Origin of the sequence: Halosimplex halobium (assembly GCF_051414055.1) — an archaeon.
GTDB classification, from domain to species: Archaea; Halobacteriota; Halobacteria; order Halobacteriales; family Haloarculaceae; genus Halosimplex; species Halosimplex halobium.
Genome location: NZ_JBLKNX010000020.1, coordinates 79,475 through 96,055, shown reverse-complemented (window position 1 = coordinate 96,055; position 16,581 = coordinate 79,475). Strand labels below are relative to the sequence as shown.

Annotated in this window: 16 protein-coding genes; 7 read left to right on the top strand and 9 right to left on the bottom strand. The window is 57.7% G+C overall.

The features are described 5' to 3' along the window. Window positions 1-222 (top strand): transposase (locus ACMGFG_RS19835; RefSeq protein WP_436932046.1); only part of this gene is annotated, 222 nt, incomplete at its 5' end. Between the two features lie 14 nt (window positions 223-236). Here the strand turns inward: ACMGFG_RS19835 and ACMGFG_RS19830 are convergent. After that, window positions 237-515 (bottom strand): hypothetical protein, encoded by a 279-nt coding sequence (locus ACMGFG_RS19830; protein WP_436932045.1) that lies wholly within the window; start codon window positions 513-515, stop codon window positions 237-239. A gap of 222 nt (window positions 516-737) precedes the next feature. Here ACMGFG_RS19830 and ACMGFG_RS19825 point away from each other — a divergent pair, with 222 nt between their 5' ends. Beyond that, window positions 738-1,082 (top strand): hypothetical protein, encoded by a 345-nt coding sequence (locus tag ACMGFG_RS19825; RefSeq protein ID WP_436932044.1) that lies wholly within the window; start codon window positions 738-740, stop codon window positions 1,080-1,082. Between the two features lie 129 nt (window positions 1,083-1,211). On the opposite strand, the gene ACMGFG_RS19820 is transcribed toward ACMGFG_RS19825, so the two are convergent. The 7 genes from ACMGFG_RS19820 to ACMGFG_RS19790 form a co-directional block, all read right to left on the bottom strand. Further along, window positions 1,212-1,586 (bottom strand): HNH endonuclease, encoded by a 375-nt coding sequence (locus ACMGFG_RS19820; RefSeq protein ID WP_436932043.1) that lies wholly within the window; start codon window positions 1,584-1,586, stop codon window positions 1,212-1,214. 502 nt (window positions 1,587-2,088) lie between these two features. Further along, a complete protein-coding gene (locus ACMGFG_RS19815) occupies window positions 2,089-3,582 on the bottom strand; it encodes an AAA family ATPase (protein WP_436932042.1) in 1,494 nt (497 codons plus the stop codon). A 188-nt stretch (window positions 3,583-3,770) separates the two neighbouring features. Then, a complete protein-coding gene (locus ACMGFG_RS19810) occupies window positions 3,771-5,654 on the bottom strand; it encodes a hypothetical protein (RefSeq protein ID WP_436932041.1) in 1,884 nt (627 codons plus the stop codon). Next, window positions 5,654-7,954: a VirB4 family type IV secretion system protein gene (locus ACMGFG_RS19805; protein ID WP_436932040.1), complete on the bottom strand. Its 2,301-nt coding sequence runs from the start codon at window positions 7,952-7,954 to the stop codon at window positions 5,654-5,656. The genes ACMGFG_RS19810 and ACMGFG_RS19805 overlap by 1 nt, the downstream gene beginning before the upstream one ends. 6 nt (window positions 7,955-7,960) lie before the next feature. Continuing rightward, entirely contained in the window at window positions 7,961-9,556 is a 1,596-nt protein-coding gene (locus ACMGFG_RS19800; RefSeq protein WP_436932039.1) for a cell division protein CdpA domain-containing protein, read from the bottom strand. Continuing rightward, a complete protein-coding gene (locus ACMGFG_RS19795) occupies window positions 9,557-10,012 on the bottom strand; it encodes a PrgI-related protein (protein WP_436932038.1) in 456 nt (151 codons plus the stop codon). 211 nt (window positions 10,013-10,223) lie between these two features. Continuing rightward, entirely contained in the window at window positions 10,224-10,823 is a 600-nt protein-coding gene (locus tag ACMGFG_RS19790) for a hypothetical protein (protein WP_436932037.1), read from the bottom strand. A gap of 332 nt (window positions 10,824-11,155) precedes the next feature. On the opposite strand from ACMGFG_RS19790, the gene ACMGFG_RS19785 reads away from it, so the two are divergent. From ACMGFG_RS19785 to ACMGFG_RS19770, 4 genes are all read left to right on the top strand, one after another. After that, window positions 11,156-11,524 carry a hypothetical protein gene (locus tag ACMGFG_RS19785; RefSeq protein WP_436932036.1) on the top strand — a complete coding sequence of 123 codons (369 nt, stop codon included), beginning with the start codon at window positions 11,156-11,158 and terminating at the stop codon, window positions 11,522-11,524. 184 nt (window positions 11,525-11,708) lie between these two features. Then, window positions 11,709-13,973: a hypothetical protein gene (locus ACMGFG_RS19780; protein WP_436932035.1), complete on the top strand. Its 2,265-nt coding sequence runs from the start codon at window positions 11,709-11,711 to the stop codon at window positions 13,971-13,973. A gap of 45 nt (window positions 13,974-14,018) precedes the next feature. Further along, window positions 14,019-14,522, top strand: coding sequence for a hypothetical protein (locus ACMGFG_RS19775; protein ID WP_436932034.1), 504 nt, complete (start codon window positions 14,019-14,021; stop codon window positions 14,520-14,522). Further along, window positions 14,519-15,088, top strand: coding sequence for a DUF192 domain-containing protein (locus ACMGFG_RS19770; RefSeq protein ID WP_436932033.1), 570 nt, complete (start codon window positions 14,519-14,521; stop codon window positions 15,086-15,088). The genes ACMGFG_RS19775 and ACMGFG_RS19770 overlap by 4 nt, the downstream gene beginning before the upstream one ends. A gap of 171 nt (window positions 15,089-15,259) precedes the next feature. Here the strand turns inward: ACMGFG_RS19770 and ACMGFG_RS19765 are convergent, their stop codons facing one another. Next, complete coding sequence (locus tag ACMGFG_RS19765; protein WP_436932032.1) at window positions 15,260-15,655, bottom strand: CopG family ribbon-helix-helix protein; 396 nt, start codon at window positions 15,653-15,655, stop codon at window positions 15,260-15,262. A gap of 103 nt (window positions 15,656-15,758) precedes the next feature. On the opposite strand from ACMGFG_RS19765, the gene ACMGFG_RS19760 reads away from it, so the two are divergent. After that, the gene (locus tag ACMGFG_RS19760) at window positions 15,759-16,553 is read left to right on the top strand and encodes a hypothetical protein (protein ID WP_436932031.1); all 795 of its coding nucleotides are present in this window, start codon (window positions 15,759-15,761) and stop codon (window positions 16,551-16,553) included. Window positions 16,554-16,581: the final 28 nt, after the last annotated feature.

Below are 16,581 nucleotides of genomic sequence, written 5' to 3'. Positions count from 1 at the left end.
TACTTCCAGGCGTCGGCCGTCACGGACCTGGCGGCCCGTGACGACCTCGCCTTCGTCACGTTGCCGGCGTATTCGCCGGAACTCAATCCTGTCGAAGAGTGCTGGCGACAACTCCAAGACGCTCTCAGCAACCGGTTCTTCGACTCGCTTGAGCAACTGACCACCGCGATCGATACCGCTCTCGACCAGCTGTCGCTCCCAAAAGTGAGTAATTACTTCTGACGAATACTATAGGATTAGAACAGCAGCTGGGTGACCGGCGTGCCGATATTCTCGTTGAGTTTCCACAGCCTCGGTTCCCTGAGGGCCGGGGCATCGGCGTCGAAGTACAGCACAAACACGAGGACAAGGATGTCGACGCAGTAACCGCTGAGTACCTCGCTGCAGAGTACAGCGTACTCTGGTTGGGAGAAGAGGACTTCTCCGGATTCAACGTCGATCTCTCTGGCATTCTCCCGACCTGGCCTCACGCGGTCCAACACGACTTCAGCGACGGGTATCACGGCGTCATCCACTGGCTCCGACAATCAAAGCCAGCCAATCCTTCGATAGACGTCGTCCTCCCGCGAGAATATTTAGCTGAACACAGCGAGGGTCTGCGTCGAGCATGGGAGTACGGGAAGTTCGATCAGGGAGGCCAATCGGACTGGAATGACCTCGGATTCTGGTGGTTGAGTGCCTCGTATGACCCGTACCAGAAGTGATTCAAACTCACCGAGACGCCTGACGGGAGGACGATGCTTCAACTCGGGAAGCAGGTCCGCGGTACTGAACATGTTCTCGCTCCAGTTCAGACTGGACACTCTCGGAATCGGGGGAAGGTTCACAGCTTGGCTTACGAGGTGGACTCAGCAGATACCTCCGCTGGCGAATGGGCAGATATCGAAAAGGCGTGGCTGGAAACCGGATTACAGAGCACTTCAGTTATCTTCAAACTCGTTGCAACCCCGAGCGGGGAGCTCGCTCTTTCGCTGGGAAAGTACAAGGAACACAGTGACGACGGCGAGTTTATTACCGTCTCTACGGAGAACAACCGCAACCTCAAGGACAACCTCCACGAACTCGCCGATCATCTAGGTTAAACCCACTATCCCGTTGTCACGATCTGTGGAAGTCGCTATAATCCCGACAGCGCCGCACCTTCCGGGAATGGTGAAACCAAACCTCCAGCCGAGCGCGTCTCAAGAACGCTCTCCTTTGATTCCCGACTTTCAGAAGAGCCAGCGAACAATGCGCATAAAGATGTTACCCGCCCTTCGAAGAATACGGATGCCGTTGTATCCGCGGTTCTCGTAGTTGCGCCCGGTAGGGTGGCCGTGGGCCCGATCATGACAGGATTGACAAACAGTCGCGAGGTTCTCAAGGTGATTCCCACCGCCACGATTTAGAGGGATCTGGTGGTGTGCATGAAGAACAGCGCCACCATCGCCGGCGTGCGGGCCACTACGAACCCCGCAGTGCTGGCACGTGTAGTTGTCCCGTTCATACACAGCCTTTCGGCGGAAATCCCAGTCAGGCGGATAATTACCATCGTAGGTTCCCGGGTCATCCCATCGAGCGCTCACTCTAGAGCCACGACCGAACATTACTCAGAACGCGTCTCCGCTTCTTTCGTCCCTGGCTGTACAGACTCGGCTTTCAGCTCCATGAGATGGTCTATGGCTTCGAGATACGGTCTGAGTTGTGCATAGTGGATTTCGTGTGACCCTCGGAGTACCTTCATGACGTTCAACAATACGCGGCGATCAGCCATAAATCAGCTATCGGAATCAGCGCCTCAGAAGCCTAACACGGAATTTTCCCACACATCACCCCCACATCCGAATCGGACACACCCATTATCGAAGCGAAAGTACATTCGGGGAGGCTGGGAGAATCGACTGATGGGGAATTAGGCCCTGTACGGCTTCCTGAAAATTCGTGATCGGACATCCTACGCTACGTTATACCAGTATTGCTCCTACTTGTAGCGTAGGAGAATACTGTCCGACGCTACAGAGCCTTCACCGAACGGTTCTGATGCAAGTCACGAGCTCAGCCGTGCGTGTTATACGGATTATCCATATAGTCCGAAGCGAATTTGCGAGGCTACTGATATCCTCGACTCTGATCGCCGAAGTTCGGAAGAGAAGATGTCTGCGATTGGTTCGACTCGGACTCCTCAGCAAGTCTCTCCCCAGGAGGAAAGTCTTCGCGAGTTATCGTCTCGGCATCCCGGGTGGCCGCGTTTCGTCGTGCCTCGAGTACGAGTTCTTCGAGTTCAGCTCCGGTGAGCCCTCTATTTTGAGCCCCAAGAGCAGCGAGTTCCTCTCCGGAGAGCGACGAGGGTACTCCTGCAAGATGGATCTCTAAGATAGCGTGTCTGGTCTCTTCATCAGGCAGGTCGATTTCGAAGTGAGTGGCGAGACGACCGGGACGAAGGATGGCGGGATCGATATCTCCCGGTCGGTTCGTCGCCGACACGACGATTGCCTCTCGGCCCTCACGACTCAGCTGTGCAAGGAATTCGGAGGTCACCTTCCTGTCCTCGACGTGGGAACTAAGGTCAGAGACGTCCCGTGCGCCGAACAGGTGCTCAGCCTCGTCGAGAAAGATAACACATCGCCCGATCGAATCCGCCTCATCGAACAGCGCTTTGATCTGCTCACTGCTCGCGTTGATCCAGCGGCTCGTGACATCACCAGGCGAGAGCTCGAGGAAAGGAGCACTCAACTCTCCAGCGAGTGCCCGAGCAAACATCGTCTTTCCTGTGCCAGGAGGACCGTAGAACATGATGCCTCGAGCAGGTTCGATCCCGAACCGAGAGAAGCGGTCGTCGTCAGCTCCGGCCGACCGGATCGGTTCGATCACCTTGGAATCTAACTCGCTCTTGATTTCGTAGTAGCCACCGATATCGGCGAATTCGGTGTTCGAGTATTGCCAATCGTAGGAATACTGATCGAGAGCGGCAGAAGAAAGCCGGTGATCCGACGCTCCGACAGGTGATGCAGACCGGTTGTGAGATGCGGATTCGGCGGGGTGATGAGTTTCTAGATTTCCCGTTTGGAGGGAGGGCGTAGCGGACTGATCCGACGAGTCCGGGGCGGGAAGTTCAGCGGGGACGGGGTCAGGTTCTTCGGTGTCGGTTTCTGCAAAGGCGTAGAGTGCAGACACGAGATACGCGCCGACGAACTGGCAGCCAACCGTTGCAGCAACGAAGAAGGGCCCAACGAAAGCGGGGATCTCCTCAGAGCTGGAACTGACGACCCCCATCGTTACGAGGGTGCCAAGAGCGACTACGATGGTAGACAAGGCAGCCCCCACACCAATTGGAGCAAAGAGGTAATGACCGAAATAGAGCAGAATGAGCGAGCAAACGACGAAGAGGACGCCATAGATGAAGAATCCCCCCATGCCCGACAGCTCTGAATTAAATACCTGTGGAGCCGCCCACCAGCCCCAGATAGCGACGACTACAGTAATTCCCAGGGCTTCGGTGGCCCGTCCCAGGCGACCGTACTCGTCGAGAGAGGCCTTCCCTTTGTAGTATAGATACGCGTAGTCGGCAAGCAGATAGAGCGCTGTGGAGGCGATGAGTGACATGAGGGCGTTGAAGGCTTTCTTGTAGGCGTCTTCTCGGGTGTCGGTCTCGTACTACAACGCACCGAGAGTAGAGATTCGTGTGATGTTCAGTATACGTTGTGTTGATATTTAAACTCGCGTAGAGAGGTGTGTACTGGCCGATATCAGGGGTATTCCAGTGGCGTCAGGCTCAGTTGCCCGTTGGGGCGCTATTTATCGCCTCCATCCACGAGATCACTGTTCGCCGCACCAGCTTGTCCTGAAGCGACCATTCCGAACTCGTCGAGAGTGTGGTTTGGACTTCGGGAGCGGCCGGTGCTGCCCCCGCTCGGGCCAATCAGCGGCTTTGCGGCGTTTTGACCGATCGAATACGCGAGGTAGGAATTTCCACTGGCGCCACCGACGAGCGCACCAGTTCCAGTACGGACCGCAGTCGAACCTGCTCGAGCCCCTACCGTAGTACTCGTTTTCACACCTTCTTTCCCGTAGTGAGCCGCTGTATGGGCCTTTTCGAGTCTATCGAGTGTAGACTCCTTCGCAGCGACGTCCGCATCTGCTTCCTGTTTCTCGGAGCCGGCCCTTTGGACCTCTTCAGAAAGGTTCACCTGGTGTTCCTGACCGCTCTCTCCCTGGTAAGAAGCCATCGTTGCGCCCGTCTCTCGGTCCGTGTAGACGTCCGCCTCTGAGCTCTCCGCAGGCGACTCAGGGAGGATCTCGTAATCGTTCGCCTGATCAAGGTCCAGCGTCTGTTCGTTAACCGCCTTCGTGACGAATTCGCTTTTCGCCTGAACCTGAGAGGCCACTTCTCTCGCCCCGTCGAGATTCGACCGAGCGGTACCGGTATCCAATCTCTTTCGGGCGTTCTCGACTGTCTTCTTGACAGTCCCGCTCCCAGGCATCTTCTGTGCCCCCCGGTTCACCGCTTTGGACGCAGCACCTTTCATCGGGCTTGCGAGACGGTTCGCCAGCCCAGAACCGCCAGCTCCAGGAGTCGCGCTCGCTGCACCACTGCCAGAAGCTCCAGCCGCACCTGACGCGCCTGCACCGGTGCTAGCGCCTGCGGCACCACTAGCCCCACCAGCACCGCCACTAGCTGCCGCGCTTCCACTGCCAGCAGCTGCACCGCCGCCACTACCTCCACCACCAGCGATCGCAGCACCACCGACACCACCAGTAACGGCCGCGCCGGCGAGAGCAGCTACCGCAATCGTGGCTTTAGAAGCGGCCTCACCAACGCCCAAGGGCTGTCCAGCCCAGGAGACCATCTTCCAGACGGTAATGATCAAGACGATCGGGAACATGAGGATAAGGACGAGCTCCGCAAACTGGAGCCCGACATTTCCGATAGCGCCGTTTCCTATCGTTTGCAGGATTCCGCCTTGTTCGAGGACCTGGAAGGTCAAGACGACGATCGCAATGATCGGGCCGCCAAGCAGCGAAAACAATCCCATCCGCAAGAACGTCGCCCCCACGTCTCCGGCCGCCTTGAGCGGACCACGTCCCAAGAACCAGATGACGGCAAAGAACGGAGTTCCGATAAACGCCATCCAGACCATAAACCACCGAAGGAGGAGGAAGAATATGGATAGGAGCAGCGCAAGCAGCGCCAAGATCGCGGAGACAACTGAGACTATGAACTCCAACGCGAACGAAGTCGTCGTTAGACTTGCCCCCGTGAGATCGTTCCCGTATCCGTAGTTGAGCGACCCTGGGTCTGGGTCGAGGTCCAGGATCGCGACCGTCACAGCGTTCGTCGCGTCAATCGCGAACCCCCATGCAGGCTGGGAGATCCCGACGAAGAAGATCACCATCACGACGCGAACGGCCATCTCCATGAGGCCCCCTTCACGGTCTTCGCTGAACGGCCAAGCGATGAGGGAGACGGCGATAGCGATAGGAAGAAGGACCATCGAGATCTCGAAGACGCCGTCCCAAGCGGCACCCGCGTTTGCTGAATCGTAGGGATTCGGAATCCGGAGGAGACCTTTGATTAGCTCGTCAGTCAGCGCCGTCGACAGCTCGTTTGCGATGTCCTCAGTGAGATGTTGGAAGAACCCCCAGAACGCCTCAGCGATGGCGTCGGCGAGTCCCATCACCGATCACCGGACACTGGCGCTTCGGAAGAATCCGATCCGGAGGATGGCGTCCCGAGATCGTCGAATTGCTGGGCGAACTTGCCGGAGAGTTCTATATCTAGGTCGCGGTTCGCCACCTCCGGCATGTCAGTGAGGTCCGGAGTCGAGTCACTGGTGTGGTCAGGTCGAATTACGTTCTCCGTCTTCTCGATGTACTCCCACGGGTCGAGGTTATTGTCGATCACATGATGCTCGAACTCACCCGAGTGGACCTCCAGACGACGTCGTCCGTGTCTCGTCGTCGAAAGGAGGCAGCCGGAGTAGCCGGACTCCTGGCCCCGTGGCGCCGATTGGAGGAATTTCACTTCGGCAGGCGAGAGGTCGAAGTACTCCTTCGTCACGTCGGCCACGGACTGCGCATAGAAGAGCATCTTGATGTCACAGTTTTCGTAGACCTCGCGACGCTCTTCGGTCCGGAGGAATTCGTGGGCTGTCTGGCTCATCAGCGTCAGACCGGCGTCGTAGTGGCGAGCGTGACGGATGAAGAGGTTGATCAGGTCGCGCGTCGACGCGCGACCAAGCAGGTAATGAGCCTCGTCGAAGGTAACGTCGAAGCGACTTGGGGAGCGTTTGGCTTCGAGATAGGCCCACTGGAGCATGGAGTGAAGGATCAACGGCATCTCACCCGTATCGGCGAAGGAACTCATGTCCATCACGACGAGTCGGGAGTTGAGGTCCAGGTTCGTCTGCCCGTTCAGGTTGTGGTTGATACCGCCAGGCTTGAACGACTCGAACTTCGGCTCAAGCGCCTGTGCCACCTCTCTGTGAGTGTCAGAGGGAGTGAAGACGGCCTTCGGAACGGAGACGTGCGTATCCGTGATGGGTTCTCCATCCTCCGAGAGGACGCCGAGTTCCTGGAAGTGGCCGATTTCGGCTGGGCTGGCAACACCTTTCTCGACGGCCTCGAACAACCCACCAGCCGAGATGACCTGGACACCACGGATCAGGTCATCGATGACTGGCGATTCATTCGTGTACGTGTCGTAGTCGCCGAGGACGACCCCCTTGGAGAGGTACGCATAGTGGGCTGCCTGGATCGCCATCCCCTCTTCGGCTGCTGGGAGTCCCCCGCGTTCTTCGTAGTGAGTATTGAGCATCTCGACGACAGACCGAACCGTGAGTGGATACGTATCCTCACTCGCACCGACTCCCTCTGCAGGTGGCTCGATATCCATCGGGTTGACCTTCTGAGCCCCACCGAACCGGATCACCTCTCCTCCCAGTTTTTCCGCGAAGAACGGATAGTCGTCGCCCGCGGGGTCGAACAGCACGCATTGTACATCAGGTTCCGCAAGCAGACGTCGATAGATTTCTAGCTTCCGGGCGTAGCTCTTTCCTGACCCGGTCTTCCCCGAGATCACGGCGCCGAATCCGGAGTGGGCATAGCGGTCGAGAATGACCGGACGCGAGGTGTCGTCGAACCCCAGAAGAATACCTTCCTCGTCGTAGATCGGTGGCTCGACGAGGTTGAACAGCGTCCCCAGAGCTTCGAGCTGGATGGGGTGGACGTTCTTGATTGTGTCTGTCGCGAGCGGGACGATACTCCCGTTAGCGTCGATCTGCTGGTGGCGCAGGACGGTCGTCTCGACGTCCTGTTCTGCCAGTATGCTGTCGACCCGCTCGCGCATCGCCTCTAGTTCGTCCCGAGAGTCCGCAACGAGTTCGATATAGATCGCGATGTCGTAGATTTTGGTCGTTCCTCTGATTACGTCCTGCAGGATTCGCAGGAGGTCATCGCGCTCGAGTTCATCCTGGTGCGTATCGGTTCTCCCTTTTCGAGACTTGAGCGTAAGGGCAGTCGTGGTTTGCGTATAGCGGCGTTGGAGTTGCTTGCGAACCTTCGCGGGGTCTCGAGGGTTAATGTGAAGCGAAAGCCGGAGGTTGACGTCCGCCAGGGTGAGCGGGACGAGCCAACCCAATCCCACTTTTCGCGGGAACCCGGTAACCGTCAGGATTTGACTCAGTCTTTCGTCCCGAACCTGGAATTCTGGGTGTCGATCCATCGCTCGAGGCGCGACGAGTTTCTTGTCGAGATTCTCGCGTTCTTCGAGAGATTCGACAGCTGAAACGAGCGGTAACTCGTCTGACTGAAGCTGATAGGCCGCCCACTCGATATTCCGCCGAGTGGCTTCTTGATCCAGAAGTTCGAGGTAGTCGATGGCCGTCTGCGTCTGTTCTCCGGAGAGATCGTCGATCGGGATTCGTTCAGACTCCTCGTCGGGCGTATTCGTTCCGAATAGTTTGTCTAATGGGTTCATGTGTCCTCAGATCCGCTCCTCGTCCGCGTCCGCCCCAGCGTCCGTCTCCTCGGTAGATTCCGATGCTGCCTGTTCGATGGCTTCTGTCCCGCTACTGTCGTCATCTGAGACGCCTTCATCGCTGCGTGATTCGGGACCTCTCGTTGCTCCAGACTGGTCACCTTCGTCGGGTTCGTCGCGATTGACGCTCTGGGCCTCTTGGCCGCCATCAGGAGCGACTTCAACAGAGGCCAGATGTGAGAGGTCGAGCTGACGACGGGAGCGGACCGCTAACCCGATCCCAGCGACCAAGAAGAAAACACCGACGGCGTACACTTCGACCGTAAAGGTGGTGAGCTCGGGATTCGAGAAGTTCCAATCGGCGGGGTAGGCGTCGACAAAGAATTTCGTCGCGACGCCGGCTATAACGAGCCCGACACCTCCGAGAATCTTCGCGACCCTCCCCGTGGGAAGGAGAATAATGAGACCCATAAATAACGCAGGCAGACTCGCCATGCCACCAGCGAACGCTGCCGTACGAACCACCCAGTAGGTGTCACTCCCACGGGTTGCTCCTTCCATCGTCCAGACGAACGCACCGAGAGATCCGAGGCCGATGGCGACACTCAGTAGCGACAGAAGTACGCCCGCGTATATCGACGCTGGAACAACCGGACGACGCCCGTATCCGACAGGACCGATGTTCCGAGCATACCAGCGGAGGATACGGTCCTTCGAAACTCTGTCTACGAGTTCCGGATGTGCATACCCGCCCTCTTCGACCGGCACAAGCGAGTCTACGTCGGAATCCAGCTCAGGTTCAGGGCAGGTCTCAGAGACGCGCTCGAACCTCTCTTCCTCGTCGACATCTTGCTCGTCCTCGTCAGTAGTTGCTTCTTCAGCGTCGATCGCAGCAGCGTCCTCATCTGGTCCAATGAACGCTCCTTGTGTGAACGAGATTGGCGGTTTTTCACCGTGATAGACCTCGTACAGAACTTCGAGAACCGACGCCCTGGTGTCGAGGATTGTCGTCGTCACCTGCGTCTGGGGGAGCTTCGAAGCGACGCGCTGGGCGCGTGCCTGGACCTCTTCGAGGAACGCTGGTTCGTCCTCGACGATCTCCTCCCCACCGCCAGGAAGCATCGAACGAATGGTGTCCATGAAACCGTCGTCGAAGTCCTCGTTCTTCGGGACCGAAACCGCGACGTAGAAGTCCCGGTCGCGAATCTCGGCAACCTCGATGATGTTCCGAAGCCACTGAGCGTGATAGTAGCGCCCGTAGTCCAGAAGCGGTGATTCGTCGAGGGAGTCGTCGTCATCCTGCTGTCTGTCGTTTGGTCCGATAACTGGGTCATCGTACCCCTCGAATCGGCTGAGATACGGCTCCGGATCGTAGACCGTCGTCATCGAGAGGATCTGCGTCGGGAACTTTAACCCCCGTAAGTACGTCAGGAAGGACACGTACAAGCTTTCGCGACGCTCTTCGGAAAGGATAAGCCAATCACGAGGCTCGACTTTGATCAGCATCGCGTAACTCGTCGGAGTTTCGACGATGCCGCCATCACGGACGTTTTTGAAGTCCATGAGATCGAGCGTCGACCCCGTTGAGTGGAATTCACTCATCTATGCATCCCCAGTCCCAGCTGGCCCATCGGGAGTAACGAGGTCCTCATCCAGTCCGAGCGGATCGGGGTTCGAAGGAGTGGCTCCTTCGGCCGATTCAGCGTCTTCGCTATCCACTACTGTGAGCCAGACATCTTCAGGTGAGCTGGTCACGAGTCCGTTTTCCCCCTCCTCGGGAGGTTTCCAGATGTAGTGCGTCTGCCCCCGGTAGTGCCGGAGGAGTGCGCCGGCGAATCGGAGCGGCTGTTGACCCGGTGGAGTCTGCTTGTAAATCACCGCGCCGATGATGACACCGACCACGACTAGCGGGAGGGTTATGATCAGCGGGAGTCCGATAGCGTAGAGAATCAAGCATGGGACGACGGGTGGCCCCATCGACTCGGCGAGTTTGCGAGCTGAGACGCCCAGAACCTTCGAGGCTAACAGGTGGGAGGCCATCGGGATGTCCTGCGTCATCGCTGTTCACCGGCCACGTCTGGTTGACTTTCAGCGGTCCTATCGCCGCAACCCGCGGTGGGCTCCTGCAGCCAGCCCTGCTCGGAAACCAGCAATCGCTGTTCGGCTTTGAGCATTAGCCCCCGCCAGGTCAACCCGAGATCGTCTCGAACAGCGTCCAACCACGCGTACTGGTCGCTGTCAGCGATCTTGATCCGAGTTCTGTGCGCACTCACGCGATATCCCCCTCGTTGGGTTCGAGCGCGTACTGGTCGTAATCGCAGTAAGGATCGACCGGATCTCCGCTACCTTGGGGTTCTACCTCTCCGGTCTGAGGGTCTTCCACGCGAGGGGGTACTGCTGCAGACCGGACCGGGTCTCTATCCCGACAATCGTTCGCTTGTTCGTTCCACCGTCGATACAGCCGATTTCGGGAGTGGTCTGATTCGATCTCAGGATCCGGCTGCTCGATTTCAGTTTGCCCGATACCTGAACTCGACCGAGTCTCTTCCTCAGAGACGGTGTCAGTTTCTTCCTCGTCAGATAGCCTGCTACTGAGCTCATGGTCGGAATTACTCCGGTCTATCGTCTGTTCACGCAGTTCCGAACGAAGTGAGACGCGTTCGGGCGCCATGCCCTCGTATTCGCCCGGAGTGTTCTGGTTCGCGAGTTCGGGGTTGAGTTCGAAGAGTGCCTGGAGCAGATCCAGGCTCTCAGCGTTTTTTGCGCCCTCTAGAAGGACTCCCCGCCATAGCAGCCCGTGCCTGTCTCGGAGATCCCGAAGGCGTTCGTATTCTTCTCTGGAGTGCCAGTCAATCTGGATTTCGTGCATAGGAGGGTGTCCTCTGTAGGCATGAGTGGGAAAGAACTCCCGAGCAGGACTCGCCAATCGAGGAGAATGGGTAGGTGCCTCTGAAAGGGGGTCCGCTACCACGTATTCCACCAATTGGAGACGCGAGAAACCATCTGTTCGAACAGAACAGTGGTTTTGCTCAGGGCTTTCCATCGGCGCTGGATACGCCAGTGTGGGATAAGCACTTTTCAGAATTAGAACATTTGAAACACTTACAACCGTTTCAATTTTGGAGTGTATATGGGTTCAGACACCGATTTTCCGGATAGCTCAGCCATCGCCAGAGTAGAAATGCGATGGAACCACCTCCTATGTTCACACCAGAAATTCTCGAGATTGGTGGGGTGTTCGTCCCTATCGGTGGGTCGATCACTCACACCGAACTCGATACACTGTGGCTTCTCGACGTAGCCCTTGCACAGTCTGTCGATATCCTGCTTCAATCGGGACTATCGAGTGACCTCCTCGATGCAGTCCAGGTTCCCGCCTGGGTCGGAATGGCTATGAAAAAACTCGGCCTCGTCGTCCTGATCCTCGGAACGATCGGGTATTTCATGAGCCCTAGTCTCCGCGGCCGTCGGCGGAGCTTCCAATTCGCAGTAAGCGGCCTGTTTCTCACTATCTTTGGAATCGCATTCGTCCCACTCCAGAACCTGATCGCATATGTCCTCAATGGGTGATTCAGGTGGGCGGAGAGGAGGAGCCAACGTCTGGAAGAGAGCGGGACGTATTCTCCCGGTTCTTCGGAACGTTGGAGCGCAGCTCGAGCCAAGGTCTACAGCTCTCCTGAAGTCGGTCGTTGGAGTGGGAGCCAGGAACCGGTCGCGGTGCGTCGATATCTTCGTGGCATCGGTTGTTTCGGTAATGCTCATCCTCGATTCGTTTTCGGCGGTCGTTTCGGCCGACGACATTGGCCCTCTCTATACCGTTCCGACCGCGAGCCCTGGAGACGACACTACCTACGATGAAACATATCGCGTGCTCGCGAGTAATGACGAGGACCTCGACCCGGATGACGTCAGCTACGGAGGCTACTTTGAGTCGGATTTCCCGTATGAACCCGTCTCCCTCGGTGTTACTGCGCACGATCCCTCGCAAGTGCTTCGCTACGCAGCTACGACTGACCTCTATCGTACACAGGCCTCTGAGCTCGAACACGTCCCGTATGCCGACCAATGGGTCCCGTATTCAGAGTGGGATCCCGACGGGTCGAAAATCAGCTTCTGGAGGGTTCACGAGCTCAACGCCTACGACGGGCCTCCCGACAATTCGGGGGAATGGTTCGTCCGGACGACAAACCAGTACGGAGACTGGAGACCCGTCTACAATGCGGAAGTGACCTGGAACTCGACGGCAGAGGAACCAGAACTCGCCAACCCCGACGAGGCCCTCGTTCACGACGTCCAGACGGAGTCGACCATCGCCCGGGTAAACCACGTGACCGACCAATACCGTGCATACTCGGACGATCCCACACGGGCAGCAGTTCCGATGAACCACGGAACGGAGCTCTTCCCGACGTTCAGTGGAGCATCGGTTCCACTCCGCTTCGGGCGAGGCAACGCTGATACCGTGAACGACGCGTGGGTCGGCGTTGCGAATGTCGCTGATGGTGCTTGGTATCGCGGTCGCTACGTGGTCGGAGACGCCATCATCGCCGCGTACGTGCCTCACGACTACCGAGCCGTCGTCCCGGAGGACTTCAGCCGTGACCGGACCTGTACCAAGACGCACACCCACACTCGGTTAGTCCTCAACGAGACCACTGGGAACTGGACCGAGGAGGAGTACACAGAAACACACCAATACCCGAAAACGCAGTGGGCAGAGTTCGAACTCGTCGACTCTGAAGCCGAGGTGACCAACGTCACGTTAGATGCCCCGTGGTTCAGCGGGAATTCGAGCTTCATCGACGTCGGGGACTCCGGAGTCTGGCTCAGTCTTGAACCGGGTTCGACAGGCTCTCTGGACTTCCCTCCGGGAGACTACAATCTCACCGCTCAGTACACCGTCAGAAACGAAATCCGGACCGACTGGGGCGTCACGAGCAATCGCTGCAACGAGTGGGACCGTACGACGACGAGAAACTACACCGTGTCCAGAAACTACACTGTGCCGGTGACAGTGACCACCTGGGATGCAGAGGACCTTCAGGTCGACGTCTTCGTCGCTGACAGCCCGGGCCGAGACCGCGTCAACATTTTCTGGGCCGGTAACCAGGATCTCCCAGCGAACCCCTGGGAAGAAATCGAGCTCGTGATCGGCGAGAAGGTCGTCACCATCAACTCCCCGTGGCGGTTCTACGACGTCTCACGGAACACCGAGGTGCAGGTCCGCACGGGCGATCCGGACGATTTGGAGACACATCCAGTCACGCATTCCTACAATGACCGCTGGCCGGCGATCCATCATTCGGTCGTGAGCGTGGCTAACGTCACGATACAGCACCCAGAAGCCTTCAGAAACCAGGAGTACCTGTTCTGGGAAGATATCGATTCAGCACCCGCGATGGGGATCCCAGCGACCGATCTTCCGGACGGGATAGACGATACGGACAACGCGTATCCAACCACCGTCTACAGTGGGCTCGTCGGCGACATCAGGAGTAGCGACCTCCACACAGCCGAACCCGTCTCGATGGATGTGACCAGTGTCTTCGGTGGAGGGGTTGGCTCCACTACCCTTACAGTTGAGCCGATGGCTACGGCGAGTTTGACCATCGTAGACTCGAGTCCTTCTCCAGACGGCGAGGGACACGAGATGACCGTCCGGTTGGTTGATTCGAGCGATGATCCCATCCAGGGCCGTGAAATCACCGTCGCAGCACGTACCGAACAGACCTACGTAACTGACTCTGACGGAGAAGTGACGTTCAGTTATGACGGCTATCTAGCTCGGGTCATCTACGAGGGCGATGTCTGGTACACCCCTGGAGAACCGTTCTACGATGAAGACCAGTTATTCTACGTTCCACCCGTGTCCGCCGAGGTTTTCGCGCCGGTCGGGACGATCGGGGAGTACCTAGCCGCCTCTATCAACAACACGCTTCTCGTTGTTGAGTGGATCGCTCTCGGGCTCTTCGCCCTCTGGTGGGTCCGGCGGCACAATGCATCGAGGAGAGGAGCGTGAGAGCTCCGATGCCGCAGCTCTCCACCCAGCTAATCGAGGACACTCATGTCTGATCCCGCTGCGTTAATCGACCCCGCATTCGCTCTCTACGAGCTGGCCGACGTCGCCGGTCGATACGGGACGCTAATCGCGATCGTCATCGGCGTTATCGGGTGGGCGACAGCCTCAGATAACCCACAGCGCCTCGCTCGGTTTCGGGGGATGGCTATCGGAGGCACATTCGGATACCTCCTAATCATCAGCGTCGACGTGATCTACGAGGTGCTGCGATTCATTCTGGGGACTGAGTTCCTCCCCTCGGATTGGCCCTACGGGGTCATCACCGGAACCGGATTGAACGACCTCACCCTTCTCTCGACCGCCCTGAGTGGAGTTCTTCACAGTTTAGGGCTGGCGGTCTTCATCGTCGGCGTCACTCTCTGGGCGTTCGGGAAACCAGGCTCGATGGCCGGGACAGGGGGTCGCCGTGCAACGACGATGGGCCTCGTACTGGTCGGTGCGAGTATTGGCGGGAACGTGGTCGGGGTATTCGCTGGGGTCATACTGTGATTCCCGAAGAACTCGGAATAGGACAAAGGTCCCAGAGGAGGCATATCTCAGCCCTCCGCGAAGCACTCACTGTTCGGCGTCTAGCAGTCCTAGCCCTCGTGCTCTTCGGCCCGCTGGCCGGAGTCGTCAGTCACGAGGTCTATCTCGATCTCACGATCCCCGGTCACGCTACCGCAACCATCGCCGACGTGGATGGAGCACCGCTCGCTCAAGTGAGCGGGAAGGTAGCGGGGACGTGGCACAAACGATACGTCGGTCTAAGCGATTCAGAATCTCTCGAACCCGGAGAAGGCCTGTTCTTCGCACATCCGAAACAGGGACAGCACAGCTATGTTATGCGAGAGATGGGCTTCCCAATCGATATCGTCTTCATCAACACCGAGGGAGAAATCACGACAATTCATCACGCCCCGATCGAGGAGCCGCCGTACACTGAATACACCGGCGTGGCCAAGTACGTCCTCGAGGTTCCATACGGGTGGACATCGGAGAACTCAGTGACTGTCGGCGACCAGATCGAGATCGAATGGAGACATCGCAGATCGTCACCTCTTTCGTCGATATGATGTGATTTTCCTTCCCTCTATGACATATACAAGTGGATTCACTCCAGACGGAGCTACTGCTTGATTCTAAGGTGCTATAGAACAGTTCTCATAGCCTTCGCCGCGAGCCAAATTCGCACAGTACAGGTGAAGAACATAGCGAATGTCCTTTCAGAGGATTCTGGCAGCTCGTCACTCCTCGCCGTCCCGGATGACCATCACCTTGACCCGGTTGACGCCGTCAAAGTCGCGGAGTCGGTAGGTGAGGGTGCGTACCTGCTCGGCTTCCCCCCGACAAAATAGTGATTCGAGGCACCACTCCCCTTGGTGCGTATGACTCGTGTTGAGGATAACATCTTGATATTCGTGTTGGACTGCGTGGAGTTCCTGTATCACCTCGTGGTGGCGATAATCGAACGCGATGAGCGCGACGATCTCCCCGCTTGTCGCTTCAAGTCGGGAGTGTGACTCGATGTACTCCAGCATCGCTTCTCTGACTGCCCGTGACCTGTTTTCGAGATCCTGTTCTTGCCAGACCCGGTCGAACTCTTCGACCACGTCGTCGGGGATACTGAAACTCGTTCGCATAGGTACTGGCTCGTCGTGGCTCTACAAGAGGGTCTCGTATGACGATGTACCTGTTTCGGTATTAACAACCGTTATCCACGTCGGTAGCAGATTCCTGGTCAGGATGTTACACGGCGAAGCACTCGGTCTCCTCCTCGGGGCAGTTGCCCTGGGCGCCGTTCACGGCATCGAACCGGGTCACGGGTGGCCCGTTGCTGCCTCATACGCCCTCGACCAGACGAACAAGTGGGCGTACGGGTTCGCCGCGAGTCTCATCATCGGCGTCGGCCACCTTATCAGCAGTATCGCGATGGTGGGAGTGTTCTTCTACGCGAAAGACTACTTCAACCTCACGCAGGTCAACGAACCGATGACGATACTCGACGGCATCCAGATCGGCGGGCCAGTCAGTCTCGTTGCGGGCGTCCTGCTCATCGGGCTCGGTGTCCGGGAGTACTCCCACGGACATTCCCACGCCAGTCACGATGCTGACCATCACGGCCACGATCATCAACACAACTCAGACGAGTATTCCAGCCATTCGCACGACGACGGGGTGATTTCCCGTCTGAAAGGTATCCTTCCCTTCGTCGGTGTCGAGTCTCACTCACACGATGACCCTGAAGAGGCCGCCGACCGTGGCCTTCTCGGGATCGCATGGTTCGCGTTCGTTCTCGGATTCGCCCACGAAGAGGAGTTCGAGATTATTGCGCTCTGTGCCGGGTCAAACCACTGCCTCGAACTAATGAGTGCGTACGCCCTCACCGTCATAGTGGGTATCGTCGGACTGACGATGCTGTTGATTGCAGGCTACCAGCACTCCGAGGAGAAAGTCAAGCAGTACACGCCGTACCTCCCAGCGTTTTCCGCGGCTGTCCTCATCATCATGGGTGTTGGTTTCATCATCGGAATCTTCTGACTTACCTGTTCAATTCACAGACGTTCTG

Bases quoted from the DNA above. Each gene is read 5' to 3' on its own strand.
- ACMGFG_RS19825 (WP_436932044.1), top strand. From the start codon at position 738: ATGCTTCAACTCGGGAAGCAGGTCCGCGGTACTGAACATGTTCTCGCT.
- ACMGFG_RS19820 (WP_436932043.1), bottom strand. From the start codon at position 1,586: ATGTTCGGTCGTGGCTCTAGAGTGAGCGCTCGATGGGATGACCCGGGA.
- ACMGFG_RS19815 (WP_436932042.1), bottom strand. From the start codon at position 3,582: ATGTCACTCATCGCCTCCACAGCGCTCTATCTGCTTGCCGACTACGCG.
- ACMGFG_RS19810 (WP_436932041.1), bottom strand. From the start codon at position 5,654: ATGGGACTCGCCGACGCCATCGCTGAGGCGTTCTGGGGGTTCTTCCAA.
- ACMGFG_RS19805 (WP_436932040.1), bottom strand. From the start codon at position 7,954: ATGAACCCATTAGACAAACTATTCGGAACGAATACGCCCGACGAGGAG.
- ACMGFG_RS19800 (WP_436932039.1), bottom strand. From the start codon at position 9,556: ATGAGTGAATTCCACTCAACGGGGTCGACGCTCGATCTCATGGACTTC.
- ACMGFG_RS19795 (WP_436932038.1), bottom strand. From the start codon at position 10,012: ATGACGCAGGACATCCCGATGGCCTCCCACCTGTTAGCCTCGAAGGTT.
- ACMGFG_RS19790 (WP_436932037.1), bottom strand. From the start codon at position 10,823: ATGCACGAAATCCAGATTGACTGGCACTCCAGAGAAGAATACGAACGC.
- ACMGFG_RS19785 (WP_436932036.1), top strand. From the start codon at position 11,156: ATGTTCACACCAGAAATTCTCGAGATTGGTGGGGTGTTCGTCCCTATC.
- ACMGFG_RS19780 (WP_436932035.1), top strand. From the start codon at position 11,709: ATGCTCATCCTCGATTCGTTTTCGGCGGTCGTTTCGGCCGACGACATT.
- ACMGFG_RS19775 (WP_436932034.1), top strand. From the start codon at position 14,019: ATGTCTGATCCCGCTGCGTTAATCGACCCCGCATTCGCTCTCTACGAG.
- ACMGFG_RS19765 (WP_436932032.1), bottom strand. From the start codon at position 15,655: ATGCGAACGAGTTTCAGTATCCCCGACGACGTGGTCGAAGAGTTCGAC.
- ACMGFG_RS19760 (WP_436932031.1), top strand. From the start codon at position 15,759: ATGTTACACGGCGAAGCACTCGGTCTCCTCCTCGGGGCAGTTGCCCTG.